Origin of the sequence: Mycobacterium sp. SMC-11 (assembly GCF_046250095.1) — a bacterium.
In the GTDB taxonomy this organism is placed as follows: Bacteria; Actinomycetota; Actinomycetes; order Mycobacteriales; family Mycobacteriaceae; genus Mycobacterium; species Mycobacterium heraklionense_A.
Window position 1 is genome coordinate 1,350,845 of the sequence record NZ_CP176430.1, and the last position, 22,680, is coordinate 1,373,524.

18 protein-coding genes are annotated in these 22,680 nt (G+C 69.1%); 10 read left to right on the top strand and 8 right to left on the bottom strand.

All coding sequences use genetic code 11. The features are described from left to right. Positions 1–14: 14 nt before the first annotated feature. The gene (locus ACKY0X_RS06445; protein ID WP_409428769.1) at positions 15–2,750 is read left to right on the top strand and encodes a PGRS repeat-containing protein; all 2,736 of its coding nucleotides are present in this window, start codon (positions 15–17) and stop codon (positions 2,748–2,750) included. Positions 2,751–2,851: 101 nt separating this feature from the next. Here ACKY0X_RS06445 and ACKY0X_RS06450 read toward each other — a convergent pair whose 3' ends face one another. After that, entirely contained in the window at positions 2,852–3,238 is a 387-nt protein-coding gene (locus tag ACKY0X_RS06450) for a MarR family winged helix-turn-helix transcriptional regulator (RefSeq protein ID WP_409428770.1), read from the bottom strand. 154 nt (positions 3,239–3,392) lie between these two features. Continuing rightward, positions 3,393–3,893, bottom strand: coding sequence for a SixA phosphatase family protein (locus tag ACKY0X_RS06455; RefSeq protein WP_409428771.1), 501 nt, complete (start codon positions 3,891–3,893; stop codon positions 3,393–3,395). Between the two features lie 217 nt (positions 3,894–4,110). Here ACKY0X_RS06455 and ACKY0X_RS06460 point away from each other — a divergent pair, with 217 nt between their 5' ends. Together ACKY0X_RS06460 and ACKY0X_RS06465 are read left to right on the top strand one after the other, a co-directional pair. After that, on the top strand, positions 4,111–5,256 hold the full coding sequence (locus tag ACKY0X_RS06460; RefSeq protein WP_409428772.1) for an exonuclease SbcCD subunit D: 1,146 nt from the start codon (positions 4,111–4,113) through the stop codon (positions 5,254–5,256). Continuing rightward, positions 5,253–7,868 carry an AAA family ATPase gene (locus ACKY0X_RS06465; RefSeq protein ID WP_409428773.1) on the top strand — a complete coding sequence of 872 codons (2,616 nt, stop codon included), beginning with the start codon at positions 5,253–5,255 and terminating at the stop codon, positions 7,866–7,868. Before ACKY0X_RS06460 ends, ACKY0X_RS06465 begins: the two co-directional genes overlap by 4 nt. Before the next feature lie 9 nt (positions 7,869–7,877). On the opposite strand, the gene ACKY0X_RS06470 is transcribed toward ACKY0X_RS06465, so the two are convergent. From ACKY0X_RS06470 to ACKY0X_RS06490, 5 genes are read right to left on the bottom strand one after another with little or no spacing between them, the layout of a single operon-like run. Further along, positions 7,878–9,335 carry an FAD-dependent monooxygenase gene (locus ACKY0X_RS06470; protein WP_409428774.1) on the bottom strand — a complete coding sequence of 486 codons (1,458 nt, stop codon included), beginning with the start codon at positions 9,333–9,335 and terminating at the stop codon, positions 7,878–7,880. Next, positions 9,335–11,059 carry an ABC transporter family substrate-binding protein gene (locus ACKY0X_RS06475; protein WP_409428775.1) on the bottom strand — a complete coding sequence of 575 codons (1,725 nt, stop codon included), beginning with the start codon at positions 11,057–11,059 and terminating at the stop codon, positions 9,335–9,337. Before ACKY0X_RS06475 ends, ACKY0X_RS06470 begins: the two co-directional genes overlap by 1 nt. Then, on the bottom strand, positions 11,056–12,888 hold the full coding sequence (locus ACKY0X_RS06480) for a dipeptide ABC transporter ATP-binding protein (protein ID WP_409428776.1): 1,833 nt from the start codon (positions 12,886–12,888) through the stop codon (positions 11,056–11,058). Before ACKY0X_RS06480 ends, ACKY0X_RS06475 begins: the two co-directional genes overlap by 4 nt. Beyond that, a complete protein-coding gene (locus tag ACKY0X_RS06485) occupies positions 12,888–13,766 on the bottom strand; it encodes an ABC transporter permease (RefSeq protein ID WP_409428777.1) in 879 nt (292 codons plus the stop codon). Before ACKY0X_RS06485 ends, ACKY0X_RS06480 begins: the two co-directional genes overlap by 1 nt. Before the next feature lie 49 nt (positions 13,767–13,815). Next, positions 13,816–14,793: an ABC transporter permease gene (locus ACKY0X_RS06490; protein ID WP_409428778.1), complete on the bottom strand. Its 978-nt coding sequence runs from the start codon at positions 14,791–14,793 to the stop codon at positions 13,816–13,818. A 216-nt stretch (positions 14,794–15,009) separates the two neighbouring features. Here ACKY0X_RS06490 and ACKY0X_RS06495 point away from each other — a divergent pair, with 216 nt between their 5' ends. The 5 genes from ACKY0X_RS06495 (at position 15,010) to ACKY0X_RS06515 (ending at position 19,761) form a co-directional block, all read left to right on the top strand. Further along, positions 15,010–15,501, top strand: a complete 492-nt coding sequence (locus ACKY0X_RS06495) for a beta-class carbonic anhydrase (protein ID WP_409428779.1) — start codon at positions 15,010–15,012, stop codon at positions 15,499–15,501. A gap of 241 nt (positions 15,502–15,742) precedes the next feature. Further along, positions 15,743–16,681: a sulfate adenylyltransferase subunit CysD gene (cysD, locus tag ACKY0X_RS06500; RefSeq protein WP_409428780.1), complete on the top strand. Its 939-nt coding sequence runs from the start codon at positions 15,743–15,745 to the stop codon at positions 16,679–16,681. Then, a complete protein-coding gene (cysC, locus tag ACKY0X_RS06505) occupies positions 16,681–18,534 on the top strand; it encodes an adenylyl-sulfate kinase (RefSeq protein WP_409428781.1) in 1,854 nt (617 codons plus the stop codon). Before cysD ends, cysC begins: the two co-directional genes overlap by 1 nt. Continuing rightward, positions 18,531–19,259: a 3'(2'),5'-bisphosphate nucleotidase CysQ gene (locus tag ACKY0X_RS06510; protein ID WP_409428782.1), complete on the top strand. Its 729-nt coding sequence runs from the start codon at positions 18,531–18,533 to the stop codon at positions 19,257–19,259. The genes cysC and ACKY0X_RS06510 overlap by 4 nt, the downstream gene beginning before the upstream one ends. A 25-nt stretch (positions 19,260–19,284) precedes the next feature. Next, a complete protein-coding gene (locus ACKY0X_RS06515) occupies positions 19,285–19,761 on the top strand; it encodes an RrF2 family transcriptional regulator (protein WP_046286760.1) in 477 nt (158 codons plus the stop codon). Between the two features lie 8 nt (positions 19,762–19,769). Here the strand turns inward: ACKY0X_RS06515 and ACKY0X_RS06520 are convergent, their stop codons facing one another. After that, a complete protein-coding gene (locus ACKY0X_RS06520) occupies positions 19,770–20,156 on the bottom strand; it encodes a VOC family protein (protein WP_409428783.1) in 387 nt (128 codons plus the stop codon). 58 nt (positions 20,157–20,214) lie between these two features. On the opposite strand from ACKY0X_RS06520, the gene ACKY0X_RS06525 reads away from it, so the two are divergent. Next, positions 20,215–21,105 carry an LLM class flavin-dependent oxidoreductase gene (locus tag ACKY0X_RS06525; RefSeq protein ID WP_409429531.1) on the top strand — a complete coding sequence of 297 codons (891 nt, stop codon included), beginning with the start codon at positions 20,215–20,217 and terminating at the stop codon, positions 21,103–21,105. A 131-nt stretch (positions 21,106–21,236) separates the two neighbouring features. Then, a complete protein-coding gene (locus ACKY0X_RS06530; RefSeq protein WP_409428784.1) occupies positions 21,237–22,676 on the top strand; it encodes a DUF4185 domain-containing protein in 1,440 nt (479 codons plus the stop codon). The last annotated feature ends 4 nt before the right edge of the window (positions 22,677–22,680 follow it).

Sequence of the window (22,680 nt, forward strand, 5' to 3'; positions counted from 1 at the left end):
AGAGGTGTTCGCACATGACTCAGCACAGCAGCAGCCGAAGTGGCCGTCGCGGTAAGCGAATGATCGGTGCCGGCAGCGCGGTGGGTGTGTTCCTGGCATTCGGGATGGCGCCGATGGTCAGTGCGCCGGCCGCCCAGGCCGACGACTTCGGGCTGGACAGTCTGTTCGACTTGTTCTTCGACCCATCACCGGCCGATGGCGGCGGCGATTGGTGGGCCAACGGTCTGGACTGGCTCACCGGCTCCGACGGTGTGTCGGCGGCTCTGGAGCCCGGCGTTGCCGCCGGCGGCGCCTTCGACATGGCCAGCATCATCGACCAGTGGTTCTACACTCCGCTGCACACCGGCCTGGAGTTGTGGATCAACAGTGACTTGGGCTCCATGGTCAACGGCTGGATCAACGACATAGCCGGGGTCTACCTGATCGGCGACGGCGCGGCAGGGACCGCGGAGAACCCCGATGGCGGCGCGGGCGGCCTGTGGTTCGGAGACGGTGGCGCGGGCTGGGACAGTGACACCCCCGGTGTCGACGGCGGCAACGGCGGGAATGCCATTGGCTGGATCGGCAACGGCGGCGCTGGCGGTGACGGGTTCGGTTCTGGCGACGGTGGCGACGGTGGGGCCGGCGGAATCTTCATGGGTAACGGCGGTGCTGGTGGCGCTGGTGGAGCCGGTATCGGCGCGGGCGGCGCCGGTGGCGACGGTGGCGACGGTGGTTTCTCCGCGGCGTGGTTCTTCGGCAATGGCGGCGTCGGCGGAGTCGGTGGCAACGGGGTCGACGGTGCGGCCGGATCCTGGACTGCGGCAACCAATCCCGGTGCGGGCGGTACCGGCGGCAGCGCCGGTAACGGTGGCGCCGGTGGCCGCAGCGGGTACATGTTCGGCAGCGGTGGCAATGGTGGCAATGCCGGTGCCGCGGGCAACGGTGGCGCCGGCGCTGCCGGGAACGCCGAGCATCTCACTGGCGGCAACGGCGGCAGTGGTGGTGCCGGTGGCTTCAGCGGCGAGGCCGGAGCGCGGGCCTCCACCGGCGTCTACGGCTCCGCGCTGTACGGACACGCGGGCAATACCGGAGCGGTCGGCGTCGGCGGGAACGGCGCCGCCGGCGGCGACGGCTACAAGGATCCGGTCACCGGCGACTACCTCGGCGACGGCGGCCAGGGAGGATCCGGCGGCTACGGGGCGGGGACGGTTGGCGGCAACCCCTACGACGGGGTCAGCGGCGGTCACGGCGGGAACGGCGGCGCCGGCGGCGACGGCATCAACGGTGGTCGCGGCGGTGACGGCGGTGGCGGAGGCTCCGCCGGTGGCGGACCTGTGGCCGGCACCGCCAGTAGCGGCAACGGCGGCAACGGCGGTAACGGGGGCAGCGGCCTGGCCGGCAACGGCGGGCGGGGCGGTGACGGCGGCGGTACGGGTCTGGCCAACACCAACGGTGTCAACGGTCACGCTGGAAACGGCGGAAACGGCGGCAACGGCGCAGCCGACCAAAGCATCAAGGCCACCGGCGGTGCCGGCGGCAACGGCGGCACCGCCAACTTCGGCGGCGTCAGCGGCAACGGCGGTAACGGCGGCACCGGCTCCTACGCCGGCGGCAACGGCGGCAACGGCGGTAGCTCCAGCGGCGCCGGCGACGGGGGTAACGGCGGCGCGGGCGGCGCCGCGTCCGGTTGGAAGGACGTCAACGGCGACCAGTTCGCGGCCGGGACCGTCTTCGGTAAGGGCGGCAACGGCGGTGCCGGCGGCGCCGGCGGCAGCAACGGCAGCTACGGCCAAAGCGGCGGACTCGGAGGCAATGGTGGCGCCGGCGGCAACGGCCCCACCGCGAACGGGACCGTCGGCGTCGGCGGCAACGGTGGCAACGGCGGTGCCGGTGGTGGCGCGGTTACGGGCAAAGATGGCCTGGCCGGCGGCAACGGTGGTGCCGGCGGTAACGGCAGCGCGAGCGGCGGCAACGGCGGCAACGGTGGTGCTGGTGGCACGGCCACTACCGGGCTCGGTGCCAATGTCACCGGTGTCGGCGGCGACGGCGGCGCCGGCGGAGCGGGCGGCAACAGCGGCGGTGTGGCGATGCCCACTAACACCCTCGGCCTGACCAGCCACGCCGGTAACGGCGGCAACGGTGGCGCCGGTGGGATGGCCCAGTACAACACCCCCGGCGACGGCGGTGCCGGCGGTGCCGGCGGCAACGCGGCCGGCAGTGTGGACGCCGGTAATGGCGGCAACGGTGGTGCCGGCGGAAAGGGCGGCAGCGGCAACATCGGCAGTAGCTTCCCGGAGGAGGCCGGTGGCGACGGGACAGTCGGATACACCGGTGGCACCGGTGGCATCGGCGGGGCCGGTGGCACCGCCCAGGCCGGTGACGGCGGGGCCGGCGGCAAGGGCGGGACCGGCGGAATGGGCGGGACCGGAGGCGCCGGCGGTAACGGCCGCGTCGATGACAACGGCAACGGCCTCGACGGCGGCAACGGTGCGGCGGGTGGCACTGGCGGTGTCGGCGGCGCCGGTGGTGCTGGCGGCACCAGCGTCAGCGGCACCGACGGGACCGGCGGCAACGGCGGCGACGGTGGCGTCGGTGGGACCGGCGGCAACGCCGGGAACAGTGGTGTCCCCACTGGTACCGGTAAGGCCGGGACGCCGGGAACTCCGGGAACCGGCGGGACGGGTGGCGCCGGTGGCGGTGCGGGCAGCCCTGGTGGTACGCCAGGTGGCACTGGGGCTACGGGCGCCGACGGGCAACCGGGCACGTGAGCCGAGGGGTCAGCCGCGGTCGCCGGGTCCATCACGGGCTCGGCGACCGCGGTCGGTATTGCGGCGCAATGCAATCCGGATGGAGATCTGGATAGCGTTCGCTAGGAGCGCTTCAGGGGAGCATTGATCTGCTCGCAGGTCTCGGCGATCTCCGATACCTGCGGGCGGCTCAGCGGGCCGATGAAGTGGGTCCGCACCGACTCTGCGTAGGTACGCATGGCTTGCTCCACAACCTTTCGGCCTTTGGTGGTAATGGTCAGCACTATCCGGCGACGATCGCGGGGGTCTGCGCTCCGCTGCAGCAGGCCACGGTCTTCGAGCCGGCGGACATGCCTGGTGAACCGGCTCGGAAGCGACGGCAGTGACTTGGGAAGGTCGCCCATTTGAATTCGGCCGGTGGGGGATTCGCCCAGAGCGGCGAGCATATCCACCTCGATCAGTGAGAGTTCGTGGACATCGTTCAACCGTTGATCAAGCACCGCGGTCATTTGCAGTGAGGTTGCCAAATAGTTTTGCCACGAATGGTATTCGTCAGGATCAAGTTCGCAGTCGCTACATCGGGGATGGCTCATACAATGCCCGCCATCAGCCGATGCTAACGCGACATCGAGCTCCAGTCAGCCGGTTTCGTGAATCGGTGGCTTACCGCGGGACGTGAAAGTTCACCAGCGCGGCCGATCCAAGTTCCACGTCTGCCCAGCTGCCGGCGACGTGGAGGACGGCGATCCCCGACGTCGGATACTTCTCCGAGATCCGTTGGGCTACGGCCGCATCGGTGCCGGGGCCTGCCAAGCCCAATGCGACGTGCGACATCGCCGGCTCGTGACCGATCACCAGCAGCGTCTCGACATCGTCAGCGACGGTGTTGATCGTCGCGATCACCGTTCCGGGTGCCGCGTCGTAGAGATCGTCGACGTAGCGCACCGGTGCGGCCAGTGCGGTCCGCGCGTAGGTCTGCCGGGTACGGGTGGCGGTCGAACACAGCACCGCATCGAGGGCCGGCGCGTGGGCGCGCAGCCAGTCCCCGGCCAGCCCGGCCTCCCGGATCCCGCGCGCAGCCAACGGACGCTCGTGGTCGGCTGCCCCGGCCGGGTAGTCCGACTTGGCGTGCCGCAGCAGAATCAGGGTGCGATGGGTGCTCACCCGCTCCAGGGTAGGGGTGGTCGATACCGCCCGCGCTATCCGATTCGCAACGATCCCACGGTGGTCCCGGTGGTACGGAAGTGCCGGATGTGACGCAGGAGAACGACCCGCGGTCCGGGCTTGCGGACCTGCCGATCGAGGTCCGCGGGGTTGTCGGTGACCGGCCATACACTCGCGATGCCCGGCCGCCGGCCCGGCGGAAAGGGACGAGACCGACATGCGATTCGTGCACACCGCCGATTGGCAGCTCGGCATGACCCGGCACTTCCTGGCCGGCGACGCCCAGCCGCGTTACTCGGCGGCCCGGCGTGACGCGGTGGCCGGGCTGGGGGCGCTGGCGAAGGAAACGGGCGCGGAGTTCGTCGTCGTCGCCGGGGATGTGTTCGAAGACAACCAGCTCGCCCCCGAGGTCATCAGTCAGTCCCTGGAGGCCATGCGCACCATCGGGATCCCGGTCTACCTGCTACCGGGAAACCACGATCCGCTCGACGCGGCGTCGGTGTACACCAGCGCGTTGTTCGCCGCCGAATGCCCGGCTAACGTGGTCGTGCTCGACACCGCCGGCGTGCACCGGGTGCGCCCCGGCCTCGAGATCGTCGCAGCGCCGTGGCGCTCCAAGCGCCCCACCACCGACCTGGCCGCGGCCGCACTGGACGGCCTGCCTGCCGACGGCACCATCCGGATCCTGGTTGCTCACGGCGGCGTCGACGTGCTCGACCCCGACCCCGGCAACCCGGCGCTGATTCGGCTGGCCGGCCTGCAGGACGCCCTGGCCCGCGGCGCGATCCACTACGTCGCCCTGGGGGACAAGCACTCTCGCACCCAGGTCGGGGACACCGGCCGCATCTGGTACTCCGGTTCGCCGGAAACCACCAACTTCGACGACATCGAATCCGATCCCGGCCACGTGCTGGTGGTCGACATCGACGAGGCCGACGGTGCGGTGAGCGTGGACTCTCGCCACATCGGCCGATGGCGTTTCCTAACGCTGCACCGCCAGCTCGACACCGGCCGTGACGTCACCGACCTGGACATCAATCTCGATCAGCTGCCGGATAAGGAACGCACGGTGGTGCAGCTGGCACTGACGGGTTCGCTCAGCGTCACCGACCGGGCCGCCCTCGATGTCTGCCTGGACCGGTATTCGCGGCTGTTCGCCTGGGTGGGCACCTGGAAACGCCATACCCACCTGGTGGTGGTTCCCGCCGACGGCGAGTTCTCCGACCTCGGTGTCGGTGGTTTCGCCGCCGACGCGGTCGAGGAGCTGGTCGCCGCCGCGCGCGGTGGTGACACCAGTGCCGCCGACGACGCTCACGCCGCGCTGGCGCTGCTGCTGCGCCTGGTCGATCGGGGAGTGGCATGAGACTGCACCGGCTGGTTCTGACCAACTACCGCGGTGTGACGCACCGCGTGATCGACTTTCCCGACCACGGCGTGGTGGTGGTGTCCGGCGCCAACGAGATCGGCAAATCCTCGATGATCGAGGCGCTGGACCTGTTGCTGGAATCCAAGGACCGCTCCGCCAAGAAGGACGTCAAACAGGTCAAGCCCACCTACGCTGACGTCGGTGCTGAGGTCACCGCGGAAATCAGCACCGGCCCTTACCGTTTCGTGTATCACAAGCGCTTCCACAAGGCGCCCCGGACGCAATTGACGATCCTGGAGCCGCGCCGCGAGCAGCTCACCGGCGACGAGGCACACGACCGAGTCCGTGCCATGCTGGAGCAGACCATGGACACCGGCCTCTGGCAGGCCCAGCGGGTGCTGCAGGCGTCATCAACGGCGGCGGTGGACCTGTCCGGGTGCGATGCGCTGTCGCGCGCGTTGGACGTCGCCGCCGGCGACACCGCCACCCTCAGCGGAACCGAGCCCGTGCTCATCGAGCGCATTGATACCGAATACGCGCGCTACTTCACCGGGACCGGGCGTCCCACCGGCGAGTGGTCCCGTGCCATTGCCGCGCTCGCCGACGCCGACGCCGAGGTAGCGCGGTGCGCCGAGATGCTCGCCGAAGTCGACGATCGCGTGCACCGGCACACCGAGCTGTCCGAACAATTGGCGAGGTTGACCGACGAGCAGGCCGCCGCGGACGCCCGGCGCAGCGCGGCGCAGGCCGCTGGCGCCGCGATCGCCGAGTTACGCGGCCAGCTTCGCGATGCACAGTTGGTGGCCACCGCGGCCAAAGCCACCGGTGCCGCGACCGACAGCGCCCAAGCCGAGCGGCACCGGCAGCGTGACGAACTCGAATCCCGGGCGGCCGCGATCAGCTTGCTGGACACCGAGATCGACGCTGCGGCCCAGGCACAGGCCACCGCTGATACCGAAGCCGCCGCGGCCGCCGCCGCCGCGGCCGACGCCGCCCAAGCCGTGGTCGCCGCCACCGAGCGCGCCGCATCGGCCCGCCGCGTGGTCGATCAACTCGCCGCTCGCGAGGAGGCAGACCGGCTCGCTGACCGGCTCGCCCGGCTTGACGCCACCGAAGGCCAGCTCGCCTTTGTGGCGGCTGAACTGGCGCAGATCGTTGTGACCGAACCGATCCTGCGCCGGATCGAAGAGGCGTCGTCGGCCTGCGACCGGAGCGAGGCGTCGCTGGCCGCGATCTCGGCGACCCTGGAACTGACCGCGGTCGCCGACATCGATCTGACGATCGCCGGCGAACCCACGGCACTGCCCGGCGGCCAGAGCTGGTCGGCCACCGTCACCGACGGCATCGAGGTCGACCTGCCCGGCCTGCTGCGTGTGCTTGTCCGCCCGGGCGACAGCGCGCGTGAGGCCAGCGTCAAACATGCTGCGGCACAGGCTGAACTCGCCGATGCCCTGGCGGCGGCCGGCGTGCCTGATCTGACGCAGGCGCGCCACGCCGACCAGCGGCGCCGGGAACTGCAGGGCCGCCGCGACCAGTTGGCCGCCGCGCTGGCCGCGCTGCGCGGTGACGAGGAGATCGAGGCGTTGCGGGCGCGGCTGACACGACTGTGCGACGAGCATGGCGAGATCCCTACCGGGATCACACCGGAGCAGGCCCGCGCCGACCGTGACAAGACGGAGGCACTGCGGGAGCAGGCCGCCTCCGACTGCGAAGCCCTGCGCCGCGCCGCTCAGGAGACTGCGGCCCGTCGCGCGGATGCTGCCACACGGCTGACGCTGCTGCGCGAGAAGGTTGCGGCGCAGCGCGGTGAGTTGGAGGCGGTCCACCAGCGACTCGCCGCGCAGCGAGCAACGGTCAGCGATGACGAGCTGGCGGCTACCGTCGACTCCAATACGCAGGCGTTGCGCACCGCCGAGCAGCGGGTGACCGAGCTGTCCGAACAGCTGGGCGCCGCCGCCCCCGAGGCGATCGATGCTGAACTCGCCGCAGCGCAGGCCGCGACGCAGGAATTGCAGGCCCGGCACGCCGAGACCTCCCGCGCGCTGCACGAGGTGGAGGTCGAGCTCGCCGTGTTCGGCACCCAGGGTCGGCGGGGTCAGCTCGACGCCGCGCAGACCGCGCGGGAATACGCTGCGGCCGAACATGATCGGATCGGGCGCCGGGCACGCGCCGCGGCGCTGCTGCGGTCGACGATGATTCGCCACCGCGACGACACCCGCCGGCGCTACGTCGAGCCGTTCCGTGCCGAGATTCAGCGGCTGGGCGCTCACGTGTTCGGCGTCGACTTCGAAGTCGACGTTGACACCGACCTGAAGATCTGCGCCCGCACCCTCGGTGGTCGCACCGTGCCCTACGAGTCGCTGTCCGGCGGCGCCAAGGAACAGCTGGGCATCCTGACCCGGCTGGCCGGGGCGGCGCTGGTGGCCAAGGAGGACAGTGTTCCGGTGGTGATCGACGACGCGCTCGGCTTCACCGACCCGGACCGGCTGGAGAAGATGGGCTCGGTGTTCGACGCGGTCGGCTCGAACGGCCAGGTGATCGTGTTGACCTGCGACCCGGATCGCTATCGCAGCGTCATCGATGCCCACCGCATCGACCTGACCGCCTGATCCCGGGTGTTAACGGGCGCCGAACCAGGTGGTCAAGGCGTCGCCCAATCCGGCGGCTGACCCGTCGCCGACCCACGCGACATGACCATCCGGCCGGACCAGCACGGCATCGGGTGCCGCCACAGCACCCAGAACCGGCAGTTCCCACGGGCCGTCGTAGTCGGCGTCGAGCGTCGCGACCCGGTCAGCCCACGGGCTGATGTCGAAATCCCAAGGGGCGCCGAAGTTCAGCAGGGCACCGCGCCCCTCGTGGAGCAGCGTGAAGACTCCCACGCTGCCGGCCGGCGTCGACACCTCCAGATCAGGCATCCGTCGACCCACCAGCGGATGACCGCCGCCGAGATCGTAGTGAATGTCCAAGCCGCACATCATCGCCGCGATCCGCCGGCGCGGCTCGTCGAGGCTGAGCAGTTCGGCGAGGGTGTCCCGCAAGGCGTCCACCCGCGGGCCGGGCTCCAGCAGCGTGTTCTGGGCCATGGTGTTGTGCAGTACGCGGGCGCCGACCGGATGACGCTCGGCGTGGTAGCTGTCCAGCAAGCTCTCGGGGGAGGTCCCGGCAAGCACCTGAGCCAGCTTCCAACCGAGGTTCACCGCGTCTTGAACGCCGGTGTTGAGGCCCTGCCCGCCTGCCGGCGAATGCACATGGGCGGCATCGCCGGCCAGTAACACCCGCCGGTCCCGATAGCGTTCGGCCTGCCGGGTCACATCGGTGAACCGGCGGACCCAGCGGACGTTATGCAATCCGTAATCGGTGCCGCGCCGCGAGATCAGGGCCCGGCTGACGTCATCGGGCGTCGGATCCTCATTGGACGCCAGCTCCGGCGCGGTGACCATTACCCGCACCGGCCCGTCGGTCTCGAGGCGGAAGAACGAGTGGATTCCGACCTCGTCGCGGTGCAGGCCCCAAGGCGGCTCGTCGGCCAGATCGCCCTCGGTGATCAGGCAGATCGCCGTCGGGTCCCAACCGGGAAACGCGATTCCGGCCATCTTGCGGATCTGGCTGCGCCCACCGTCGCACCCGACCAGATAGGCGGCGCGCAGCGTTGTGCCGTCGGAGAGTTCGACGTCCACGCCGGAGTCGTCCTGGGAGAAGCCGATCACGTCGCGGCCGTGATAGATCCGCACACCCAACTCGGTCACCCAGTCGGCGAGGGTGCGCTCGAAGCGGTATTGCGGCAGCCCGACGGTGTAGTTGTGTCGGGTCGGCAAATCGGTGATGTCCAACATGATCCACGCGAAGTGGCAGATTTGGCCGATGCGTCCCTGCGCCAGGAAGCGGTCGACGATTCCGCGCTGGTCGAGGATCTCGATGGTGCGCGGGGTGATGCCGCCTGCCCGCGACCCGATCAGGTCGTGGCCGTCGCGTCGCTCGACGATCACGACGTCGACCCCGGCCAATGCCAGTTCGCCCGCCAGCATCAGCCCGGTCGGGCCAGCACCGACTATCACTACTTGATGCCCGGTCATCAGTCCTTCAGAAATCCGATCACGGTGTAGTCCAGATCCGCCAGCCCCGGCGCCCCGAAGTTCGCCAGTGAACTGCGCACCGCCACATTGCCGGTGGTCTGAATCAGCGGCAGGCTGAATCCCTCGGCCCACAGCAGGCTGTCGACCTCGTTGGCCCGGGCCCGAGCCACCGCCGGATCGAGCGCCTCCAGCGTCTCCTCGATCTTGGCGTCGATGGCGGGGCTGCCGATCTTGCCGAAGTTGGCCTCCCCGTAGGAGGCGGAGATCTGGTTGAGCCCGGCCAACGGGAAGGCGTCACCGACCCAACTGAATTGGGCGATGTCGAAGTCGCCGACGTTGACGTAGTCGGTGAAGAATCCGCCACCGGCCTTGGCGTCCAACTGCAGCTTGACCCCGATCTGGGCCAGGTTGTGCTGGGCCACTTGGGCGAACTGCCGCGTGCTCGATGCGTCGTAGAACAGGTGGCGGATCACCAGGGGGCGACCGTTCTTCTCCCGAAACTTGCCGTGCAGCGTCCAGCCGAGCTCATCGAGTTCGCGTGCGGCACGCTCGGGGTCGTAGGCCACGACCGCGCTGTTGTCCTGGTAGCCCTCCTGGCCGGCGACGTAGATGTGGTTGTTCAGCGGCACCGGGTCGGCGGTCAGGCCGCGCTGGGTGACCTTGGCGATGGTGGACCGGTCGATGCCGCGCATGACCGCCAGCCGCAGCGCCTTGTCGGACAAGATGGCGCCGGGTGCCCCATTGAAGGTGAAGTGGTTCCAGGCCGGAGTCGGCGCCCGCCGGATCGCGATGCCCTCGGTGCGGCGCGCGATCGTCAACTGATCCAGGGTGGCCACTCCGGTGGCGTCGATGGTGTGGTTCTGCAGCGCCGGCATCCGGGCGGCCTCGTCGAGCACCAGGTAGGTGATGGTGTCCAGCTTCGGGGTCCGGCCCCACCAGGCGGGGTTGCGGGTCAAGGTGATCCGCTGACTGGTGCGGTCCAGCGTCGACAGTACGAACGGTCCGGCCGAGGGGCCCGGCTTGCTCAGCTGAGCCTTGTTGAAGGTCTGCGGGTCGCCGGTCATGCTGGCCGGCAACAGCATCGAGTTGCCGGCGAACATGCCTCGCCACTCCGCGTAGGGCTTGGCGAAGCGCATCACGGCCTGCCGGTCGTCGACGCCGCGGGTCACCGAGGCGACCCGCTCAGCACCGTTGGTGGTCGCGATCGCGTACCCGCTGTCGGCGCCGCTGGTGGCATGGATCTGGCTGGCGATGTCCTTCCAGGTGAGCGGCGTCCCGTCGCTCCACACGGCTTTCGGGTTGATGGTGTAGGTGACCACCTGGGGGTTGGTGCCGGTCAGCTCCACACTGGTGAAGTAGTCGGTGTCCACCGTCGCCGAGCCGTCCGGTCCGATGGTGAATGCCCGCGGCATGGTGGCCTTGAGCATGGCGGCGTTCTCGGCCAGGTTGCCGTCGATGTGCAGCGGGTTGAAGTTCGGCGGGAACTGGGTCATCGACAGTCGCAGGTTGCCGCCCTCCCGCAGCTTCGCCGGGTCCTGCGGGTTGATGTCGCTGGCAGTGCCGACCGCGGCGGTGCCCTCGGGCGCGGTGATATCGACTGCCGCGCACCCGTTCAGCGCCAGGCCCAATGCCACCAGCGTCGCCACCACCCCGTTGACTCTGCGTCCAGGGCGGCCTCTTCTCGCACAACGTCGCCGTGAGCGCAGAGTCAACGTCGGGATCATGAGCCCACCACCGGTTGCGGGACCGCGGCCAGCAGGCGCCGGGTGTAGTCGTGTTGGGGATCGCGGAACACCTGATCGGCCTCGCCCTGTTCGACGATCGCTCCGGCGTACATCACCGCGACCCGGTGCGCCAGGTGCTTGACCACCGAAAGGTCATGCGACACAAACAGGTAGGACAGTCCGAGTTGCTGCTGCAGGTCCAGCAGCAGGTTGATGATGCCGGCCTGAATCGACACGTCGAGCGCGGACACCGGCTCATCCAGTGCGAGGATCTTCGGCTGCAACGCCAGGGCCCGGGCGATGCCGATCCGCTGCTTCTGCCCGCCGGAGAACTCCGAGGGATAGCGCAGCGCGTCGCCGCGGCGCAGCCCCACCAGCTCCAGCAGTTCGGCGACCCGGGCATGGATGGCGGCCTTGTCGGAGCCGTTGGCGCGCAGGGGTTCTGCTAGCAGTTCGAACACCGGCAGTCGGGGATCCAGTGAAGCGACCGGGTCCTGGAACACCACCTGCAGGTCACGCCGCAGGGCGCGACGGCCGTCGCGCTTCAACGCGGAGACATCGGTGCCGAGCACTTCGATCGACCCGGACTGCGGCGCGGTGAGCTCCAGGATCTGGTGCAACGTGGTCGATTTGCCCGATCCGGATTCGCCGACGATGCCCAGCGTGCGGCCCTGCTGCAACTCGAAGCTCACACGAGAGACGGCGCGCACCTCACCGGCGCGCCGGCGCAGCACGCCCTTGGTCAGTGGGTAGGTCTTGACCAGGTCGCGCACCCGCAGCACGGTGGGGGATTCCGCCGTCACGGCAGCCGCCACTTCGGTGCGCACGCCATAGATGTCGGCCGCGCTGCGCCCGACGACCTGGTCGGTGTGAATGCAGGCCGCGGAATGGCTCTCCCCGACGCTGAGCAGATTCGGCTCAGCCACCAGGCAGTCGTCGGCGGCCAGCGGGCAGCGCGGCGCGAAGGGACACCCCGCGTCGACCCCGGCCGTCAATGCCGGTGGTGCGCCCGGGATCGGCACCAGCCGGGTGCCCTGCGGGGCGTCCAGGCGGGGAACCGAACCCAACAGGCCGACCGTGTAGGGCATCCGCCGGTCGGAGTACAAGGCCTCTACCGGTGCGGCTTCGACCACCCGGCCGGCGTACATCACCAGGGCCCGGTCGGCGAATTCGGCGACCACCCCCAGGTCGTGTGTGATGATCAGCACCCCGGCGCCCGTGACGTCCCGCGCGGTCTTGAGGACTTCGAGGATCTGGGCCTGCACGGTGACGTCGAGCGCGGTGGTGGGCTCGTCGCAGATGAGCAGATCCGGGTCGCAGGCGATCGCGATGGCGATCACCACCCGCTGGCGCTCCCCGCCGGACAACTCGTGCGGAAACGCCCGCGCCCGCTGCTCGGGCCTGTTGATCCCGACCAGCTCCAGCAGCTCAACGGCGCGTCGGCGCGCCGCGGCGCGGCCCACCTTCGGCTGGTGCACCTCGATGGCCTCGGCGATCTGATCGCCCACGGTGTACACCGGCGTCAGCGCCGACATCGGATCCTGGAACACCATCCCGATCGAGGCGCCGCGGAACTTCGACAGGGCGGTGTCGCCCAGCCCGATCAGCTGGGTGCCCTGCAGTCGCACCGAACCGGACACCTGCGCATATTCGGGCAGCAGCCCCATGACGGCCATCGCGGCCGCGGATTTGCCCGAGCCTGATTCGCCGACCATCGCCACCACTTCGCCGGCGTCCACGTGGTAGCTGACGCCGCGCACCGCGCGCACGGCGTCGCGGCCGGCGCCGAACGTCACGGCCAGGTCGGAGACTTCCAGCAGGGTGCTCATCAGCGGCTCCGCAGCGTCGCGGCGTCGGGGTCCAGGGCGTCACGCAGGCCATCCCCGGCGAGGTTGGCGCAGACCAGGATCGTGATCAACACCCCGGCTGGGAACAGGAAGACCCACGGGAAGGTGATGGCCGAGGCGGTGCCGTCGGCGATCAGGGTGCCCAGTGAGACGTCGGGCGGCTGGATGCCGAAACCCAGGTAGCTCAAACCGGTTTCGGCCAGGATCGCCACCGCGACGTTGAGCGCGGTGTCGATGATCAGAATGGACGCCACGTTGGGCACCACGTGGTCGATGATGATGCGCCGGCTGGAGACGCCCATATACCGTGCGGCCCGGATGAATTCGCGTTCCCGCAGGCTCATGGTCAGCCCGCGCACCATGCGGGCGCTGATCATCCAGCTGAACCCGGCCAGCAACAGCACCAGCAGCGCGATGTTGCCGCTGTTCTTGGTGCGTGGGGTGATGATCGCGATCAGGATGAAGGCCGGCACCACCAGCAGCAGGTCAACCAGCCACATCAGCACCCGGTCGCGCCATCCGCCGAAATACCCCGAGATCGCACCGACGGTCGCGGCGATCACCGTGGAGATCAGCGCCACGCACACCCCGATCAGCATCGATTTCTGCATGCCGCGCAGGATCTGTGCCAGCAGGTCTTGGCCCAAAGCGTTGGTGCCCAACCAATGTCGAGCACCCGGCGGAACCAGCAGCGCGTCGTAGTCGAGGTCGGTGTAGGAGTAGGGCAGCAGGCCGGGCAGGGTGTAGCAGCCGACGAACATCACCGCCAGCAGTGCCAGCGCGCCGACCGCGCTGCGGCTGCGCAGGAATCGGCGCAGCACCAGGGTGCGCCGCGAGGCGAACTCGATCTCGGTGCTCATGAGCGCCGCTCCTCCTCATCGCTGCGCTCTGCATCGTCGGCGGCGCGGCTCATGACACGCGCACCCGCGGGTCGAGCATCGCGTAGATGACGTCGGAGAGCAGCCCGGCCAGCAGCACCACGCCACCGGAGAACACGGTGATGGCCGCGACGATATTGGTGTCCTGAGTCGCCACGCCCTGCACCACCCATTCGCCCATGCCATGCCAGCCGAAGATCTTCTCGACGAACACCGCGCCGGTGACCAGCCCGGCCACCCCGTAGGCGAACAGCGTCGCCATCGGGATCAGCGCGGTGCGCAGCCCGTGCTTGAACAGTGCGCGGCGGCGGGTCAGACCTTTGGCCCGTGCGGTGCGGATGAAGTCCTGGCCGAGGACGTCGAGCATCGCGTTGCGCTGGTAGCGGCTGAAGCTGGCGGCCGCGCCCAACGCCAGGGTCAGCGACGGCAGCACCAGGTGCTGTAGCCGATCGGCCAGCGCGGGCCAGAAGCCGGTGATCAGCCCGGGCGAGGTCTCGCCGGTGTAGTCGAACAGTTGGGCGCCCAGCGCCCAGTTCACCCGTAGTGCGCTGAGGATTACCAGATTGGCCAGGACGAAGGTCGGTACGGAAAGCACCAGCAGCGCGGCCATCGTGATGGCCCGGTCAGACAGTCGGTATTGGCGCACCGCCCCCCAGGCGCCGGCCACCACGCCGATCACGGTGCCGGCCAGCGAACCGACGACCAGCAGCCGCAGGCTGACCCCGACGCGCCGGCCCAGTTCACCCGAGACCGGCTGGCCGGTGACGGTGACGCCGAAGTCGCCGCGCACCGCGTGCGAGGCCCAGTGCGCGTAACGCAGTGGAATCGGCTTGTCCAGGCCCAGCTCGGCGGCCTTGGCGTCGATCACGGCCTGCGGCGGACGCGGGTTGCGCTGCATCAGGCTGTCCAGCGGCGCGAAGGCCAACGAGGTCAGGCAGAACGTCAGAAACGAGGCGAGGCCCAGCAGCACCAGGTAGTTCAGCGCCCGGCCGGCCAGAAACCGCGTCATGGCCAAAAGGGTAGAGGGTGCCGTGGATCCCCACCCCTTTCCCGCCACCGCGAGCGTGCGTGTCTGTCCGCGACACACCGGGGAGATCTGTACGTCTACGCACGCTCGCGGCGGGGCGGGCGGTCGTCGGGAGGCGATTTTTTGCGTGATTTTTACCCGTGAAATCCGCGGGTTCGTTCACTAGGCTCCGCTGCACCGCGACAGAGGAGAAGACCCGTGACCGTGACCGATGACTACTTGGCGAACAACGCCGAATACGCGAAGACCTTCACCGGTCCGCTGCCCATGCCGCCGAGCAAGCACGTCGCGGTCCTCGCCTGCATGGATGCCCGTCTGGACGTGTACCGGGTGCTGGGACTCAACGAGGGCGAAGCGCACACCATCCGCAACGCCGGGGGTGTGGTCTCCGAGGACGCCATCCGCTCCCTGGCGATCAGCCAGCGGCTGTTGGGCACCCGGGAGATCATCCTGATCCATCACACCGACTGCGGGATGCTTACCTTTACCGACGACGACTTCAAGCGCTCCATCCTGGAAGAGACCGGCATCCGCCCGACATGGTCGGCGGAGGCGTTCCCGGACCCGGTCGAGGACGTCCGACAGTCGCTGCGGCGGATCAAGGCCAGCCCGTTCATCACCCAGACCACGTCTCTGCGCGGGTTCGTCTTCGACGTCGCTACCGGCAAGCTCGACGAGGTCACGTTGTAGCTGCTGTTCCTGGGCCCTCCGTGGGAGGTCACTGATCCCCGACGAGGGTGCGCAGAGGTACGCGCCTGAGCGGCGTGTCGGCGTACAGACACGCACGCTCGCGCCAAGAAGACGCGGGGGAGGCGCGGGGGCGCATAGATCACATTGACAGCAACATAGTGCGGCTGGTTGCATAGCCAGCCATAACCAACAAATATGGTAAGTCTCACCAAGATTATCGGGTATCTCTGGCAAGGAAGTCATGACCAGTAACGTCACTGCGCCCCCCGAGGCCTCCACGGCTGGGCACTATCAGCTCACGCATCTGCGCACCTTGGAGGCCGAGGCCATCCACATCATTCGGGAGGTGGCGGCGGAGTTCGAGCGTCCGGTGCTGCTGTTCTCCGGCGGCAAGGACTCCATCGTCATGCTGCATCTGGCCGTCAAGGCGTTCGCGCCGGGCCGGCTGCCGTTCCCGGTGATGCACGTCGATACCGGCCACAACTTCGATGAGGTCATCGCCGCGCGCGACGAGCTCGTCGCGCAGACCGGGGTCCGGCTGGTGGTCGCGTCGGTGCAAGACGACATCGACGCCGGACGGGTGGTGGACGACGGGCCGTCGCGCAACCCGCTGCAGACCGTCACGTTGCTGCGGGCCATCCGCGAGAACAAGTTCGACGCCGCGTTCGGCGGGGCCCGCCGCGACGAGGAGAAGGCTCGTGCCAAGGAGCGGGTGTTCAGCTTCCGTGACGAGTTCGGCCAGTGGGACCCCAAGGCCCAACGGCCCGAGCTGTGGAACCTCTACAACGGCCGGCATCGGGCCGGCGAGCACATCCGGGCGTTCCCGCTGTCGAACTGGACCGAGTTCGACATCTGGTCCTACATCGGCGCCGAGCAAATCGCCCTGCCGTCAATCTATTTCGCGCACCAGCGCAAGGTGTTCCGGCGCGACGGAATGCTGTTGGCCGACCACGAGTTCCTGCGCCCGGTCGACGGGGAAGAGGTGTTCGAGACCTCGGTCCGGTTCCGCACCGTCGGCGACGTCACCTGCACTGGCTGTGTGGAGTCCACGGCGGCCACCGTCGAAGAGGTGATCGAGGAGACCGCAGTGTCGCGGCTGACCGAGCGCGGCGCGACTCGCGCCGACGACCGGATCTCCGAAGCAGGCATGGAAGACCGCAAGAGGCAGGGGTATTTCTGATGGGTGCGGCAACCACGCTGCTTCGAATCGCGACGGCCGGATCGGTCGACGACGGCAAGTCCACGCTGATCGGACGGCTGCTGTTCGACTCCAAGGCCGTCATGGAGGACCAGCTGGCCTCGGTCGAGCGCACCTCTCGTGAGCGCGGCAACGATTACACCGACCTGGCACTGGTGACCGACGGTCTGCGCGCCGAGCGCGAGCAGGGCATCACCATCGATGTCGCCTACCGCTATTTCGCAACGCCGAAGCGGAAATTCATCATCGCCGACACGCCGGGGCACATTCAGTACACCCGAAACATGGTGACCGGTGCCTCGACCGCGCAACTGGCGATCGTGCTGGTCGACGCGCGGCACGGGCTGCAGGAGCAGTCCCGCCGGCACACCTTCCTGGCGTCGCTGCTCGGGATTCGCCACATTGTGCTGGCCGTCAACAAGATGGACCTGATCGACTGGGACGCCGAGAAGTTCGAGGCGATCCGCGACGATTTCCACTCGTTCGCCACCCGCCTGGACGTGCACGACGTGACGACCATCCCGATCTCGGCGCTGCTCGGCGACAACGTGGTGACCAAGTCCGACAAGACCCCCTACTACGACGGTCCGGCGCTGCTGTCGCACCTCGAAGAGGTCTACATCGCCGGTGACCGCAACCTGGTCGACGTGCGGTTCCCAGTGCAGTACGTGATCCGCCCGCAGACCCACGAGCACGCCGATCACCGCAGCTACGCCGGCACGGTGGCCAGCGGTGTGCTGCGCCCCGGCGACGACGTCGTCGTGCTGCCCTCGGGCAAGCCGAGCCGGATCGCCGCGATCGAGGGCCCGAACGGCACAGTCGCCGAAGCGTTTCCGCCGATGGCAGTCTCGGTGAGCCTCACCGACGACATCGACATCTCCCGCGGCGACATGATCGCCCGCACCAACAACCAGCCGCGCGTGGTCCAGGACTTCGACGCCACGGTGTGTTGGATGGCCGACGGTGCGACGCTACAGCCGGGCAACGACTACATCATCAAGCACACCACCCGGACCACCCGGGTGAAGGTGATGGCGCTGGACTACCGCCTCGACGTCAACACCTTGCACCGCGACAAAGACGCGAACACGTTGAAGCTCAACGAGCTCGGCCGCGTCTCGCTGCGCTCACAGGTGCCGCTGATGCTCGACGAGTTCACTCGCAATGACTCCACCGGCTCGTTCATCCTGATCGACCAGGCCACCAACGGGACTGTGGCCGCCGGGATGGTGCTGCGCGACGTGTCGCCGCGGACCGCGAGCCCCAACACCGTGCGGCACGAGTCGCTGGTCACCGCGACGGACCGGTTGTCCAAGGGCCGCACCGTGTGGCTGACCGGGCTGTCCGGCGCGGGCAAGTCGTCGGTGGCGATGCGCGTCGAACAGCTGTTGCTCGAAAGGGGAACGCCGGCTTACGTGCTCGACGGCGACAACCTGCGCCACGGCCTCAATGCCGACCTGGGCTTCTCGATGGCCGACCGTGCCGAGAACCTGCGCCGGCTGGCACACGTGGCCACCTTGCTGGCCGACTCCGGCCAGATCGTGTTGGTGCCGGCGATCAGCCCGCTGATCGAGCATCGCCAGCTGGCCCGTCAGGTGCATACCGACGCCGGGTTCGACTTCGTCGAGGTGTTCTGCGACACCTCGCTAGAGGAGTGCGAGCAGCGTGACCCCAAGGGGCTCTACGCGAAAGCGCGCGCGGGACTGATCACGCACTTCACCGGTATCGACAGCCCGTATCAGCGGCCGCGGAATCCCGACGTGCGGTTGAGCTCGCAGAACAGTGTCGACGAGCAGGCCCGCCAGGTCATCGCGGCGATCGACGCCCGCAAGTGAACGATCACCAGCTGGCCGCGCACCTGGCCGCCGAGGCGGGCCGGCTGCTGCTGCGCGTCCGTGAGGAACTGGCCGACGCGACAGAAGCGGAGCGCAAAGCCGCCGGCGACCAGCGTTCGCACGACTTCCTGATGGCCGCACTGGCCAGCGAGCGGCCCGACGACGCGGTGCTGTCCGAGGAGGGCGCCGACAACCCGGTCCGCCTGGCCGCCGAGCGGGTGTGGATCGTCGACCCGCTGGACGGCACCCGGGAGTTCAGCGAACTCGGCCGCGACGACTGGGCCGTGCACGTGGCGCTGTGGCAATCCGGCGAGTTGTCCGCCGGGGCGGTGGCCCTGCCGGCGCGGGGCAGCACGTTGGCCACCCCGACGGTTCCCGCCCCGCCCGGGTACGCCGGCGCGCCCCGCATCGCGGTGTCGCGCAGCCGTCCGCCCGCGATCGCCGAAGCGGTTCGCGAGAAACTGGACGGCGTGCTGGTGCCGATGGGCTCGGCCGGAGTGAAGGTGGCTTCGGTGGTGGCGGGCACCACCGATGTCTACGTGCACGCCGGCGGACAGTACGAGTGGGACTCGGCTGCCCCGGTGGCGGTGGCCCGGGCCGCGGGCCTGCACACCTCGCGCATCGACGGGTCACCGCTGGTCTACAACCGGGCGGACCCACTGCTTCCCGACCTGGTGGTGTGTCGCCCCGAATACGCGCAAGCGGTGCTCGCAGCAATCAGTTGAGCCGCCAGATGGAAGAATGCTCGCAATGCGCATGTCGGCCAAGGCGGAGTACGCGGTGCGAGCGATGGTCCAACTGGCCACCGCCGAGCCCGGCGCCCTGGTCAAGACCGACGAAATAGCGGCCGCGCAGGGCATTCCCGCGCAGTTCCTCGTCGACATCTTGTCCGATCTGCGCACCGACCGGCTGGTGCGTAGCCAGCGCGGTCGCGACGGCGGCTACGAACTGGCCCGCGCGGCCACGGCGATCAGCGTCGCCGACGTGTTGCGCTGCATCGACGGCCCGCTGGCCAGCGTGCGTGACATCGGCATGGGTGATCTGCCCTACGCCGGGCCGACCGCCGCACTGACCGACGTGTGGCGGGCGTTGCGGGCCAGCATGCGTTCGGTGCTCGAGCAGACCAGCCTGGCCGACGTGGCATCGGGCGATCTGCCGGCGCACGTCGCCGACTTGGCCGCCGACTACCGCACCCAGGAGCGCCAGCGCGGCCACACGCCGGGCTGATTCGGCGGTCAGCCCGACCCGTAGGGCCGGGTGAGGATCTCCATGTAGTGGCCACCGGGATCGCGGAAATACACGCCGCGCCCACCGTCGTTGCGGTTGATCTCGCCCGGGCGCTCACCTCGCGGATCGGCCCAGTGCTCCAGCCCGCGCTCGGAGATCTTGGCGTAGATCGCATCGAAGTCGGACTCGGAGACCAGAAATGCGTAGTGCTGCGGCCGGATCGGCTCGCCGGCGGCCACATCGGCGTAATCGAGGCTGGCCTGGTGATCGAGTGCGACGACCGCGAAGTGCCCGAACGGCTGCGGCGCGGGCAGGCCGAACAGCTCGGCCAGAAAGGCTGCCGACGCCTGCTTGTCGTGTGCGGCCACGATCGTGTGGTTGAACGAAATGCCCATTCCTCAAGTGTCGGCCGCGCAGGCCGCCCGTGCCACAATCGCGGTCATGCAGGTGGGAATGACCATGCCAGTGATGGAACCGGATCTCGACGCCACGCTGCTGCGGGACTGGGCACGAGCGATCGACGACGGGCCGTTCTCGTCGTTGTGTTGGGGCGAGCGAATCGCCTTCACCAACCCCGACAGCCTGACCCTGCTGGGTGCGCTGGCGGCGTGGACCGAGCGGGTGCGTCTGGTGACCACGGTGATCGTCCCGCAACTGCACGACCCCGTCATGCTCGCCAAAGCGCTGGCCACCGCCGACCTGCTCAGCCAGGGCCGGCTTACCGTCGGGCTCGGCATCGGCGGCCGCGACGAGGACTACCGGGCCGTCGGCGCCGATCCGGCGAAGCAAAAGATGGGCGAGTTGGCCGCCGCGGTGGCGACCATGCGGCGCGTCTGGGCGGGGGAGAAGCTCACCGAATCGGTGCTGCCGGTCGGACCGGAACCCACCCAACCCGGCGGGCCGCCGCTGCTGGTCGGCACCATCGGCCCCAAGACGCTGCGCAGCGCGGCGGCCTGGGCCGAAGGCCTGGCCGGCACCACCCTGGACCTCGACGTAGCCAAGCAGAACGAACTGTTCGACGTCGCCCGCGACGCCTGGCAGCAGGCGGGCCGGGCCAAGCCGCATCTGGCGACGTCGTTCTGGTTCGCGTTGGGTGATCGTGACGAAGCCCGCGATCAGGTGCGCCGGCACCTGCTGCGCTACATGAACTGGATTCCCGCCGAATATGTCGAGGCGATGGCGCCGACGACCGGCTGGGCCGGCAGCGAGGACGAGCTGGCGCAGGTGCTGCGCCGGTTTGCGGCGGTGGGCGCCGACGAGGTTCACCTCATCCCGACCAGCTCTGACCTGGGCCAACTGCGCTGCGTAGCCGAGGTGGTCGCCGAGGTCAACCGGGCCGACTGAGCGGGCAATCCGCTGATTGCGACACCGTCACGGATGCGTCTCTATCGTTCTCCGGCAGCCACAGAGGTCCCAGAAATCACTATCGTCACAGTGGTGCGAGGCCCGGGGGCGGGTCCTGGGAAAGGTGTGACATGTCGGCGACACGTCGAATCGTCTCGGCGGCAATGGTGCCGGTCGTCGTCCTGGGGATGGTCGCCGCCAGCGAGTTCGCGTCGGCGAACGCGCTCACCTGCAACGCTCCTGAAGCCAACATCGACCCGCCGCCGGGCTCACCGACCACCGGAGCCGGTCAGCTGCCCACCGGGCGGCGGCCCCGCGGCACTAACGACTCTGCGCCGCTGCCCAAACTGGGCCCGCTGATCGCCGCGCTGATCAACCCGAACGGCACGATCCGGCAACAGGCCGGAGTGGTCCCGCCGCAGCCGAATCCCGGTGGGCAAGCCGTGCCGAACGTCGCCCAGCCGGTGCAGCCCGTCCAGCCCGTACCGGCCGCAGATCCGGGGCTGGCGACGGCCGATGCCGCCGGCGCCATCGCCGGCGCGCAGACGTCGCTGGTGGAGTGGGTGACCGGACCCAACGGCCCCAACCAAACCCTGCAGCGCTTCGGCATCTCCGGCACCGACCTCGGAATCCCCTGGGACAATGGCGATCCCGCCAACCGTCAGGTCCTCTACGCGTTCGGCGACACGTTCGGCTACTGCCGCATCCAGGGCAAGCAGTGGCGACAAAATGTGCTGTTCCGCAGCAATGACAACAACCTCGCGGACGGGATCACGGTGGGGCCCGGAGCGGTGGGCAACAAGTACTCGGGTTCGCCACTGCGGCAGGCGAACTTCTCCAAGCAGATCCTGCCCGCTGTGCAACTGGCTCCGCACCAGGAGGGCATGATCCCCACCGCCGCCATCGGGATCGCCGGCAACCAGTACATGAACTTCATGTCCATCAAGCAGTGGGGGCGTGACGGTGAGTGGTCCACCAACTACTCGGCAATCGCGGTCTCCAACGACAACGGCGAAACGTGGGGCGTCTATCCGGGCACGGTGCGCTCGACCTCGCCGGAGAACGTCCCGCGGGCGCGTTTCGTCCCCGGTAACGAGAAATTCCAGATGGGCGCGTACCTACGCGGCAACGACGGCTACCTGTACTCCTACGGAACCCCTTCCGGCCGTGGCGGTTCGGCGTACCTGTCGCGGGTGCCCGAGCGCGCCATTCCCGACCTGAACCAGTACCAGTACTGGAATGGGGACAGCGGATCCTGGGTGCCGGCCAATCCGGCTGCGGCCACGCCGGTGATCCCCGGCCCGGTGGGCGAGATGTCGGTGCAGTACAACACCTACCTGCGCCAATACCTGGCGTTGTACGGCAACGGCGGCAACGACGTCGTTGCCCGTACCGCGCCCACCCCCCAGGGGCCGTGGAGCGCCGAGCAGACGCTGATTCCCACCGGCCAGATCCCCGGCGGCATCTACGCGCCCTACGTGCATCCGTGGTCGACCGGCAAGGACGTGTACTTCACGCTGTCGCTGTGGAACGCCTACGACGTGATGCTGATGCACACGGTGCTGGGCTGAGCCC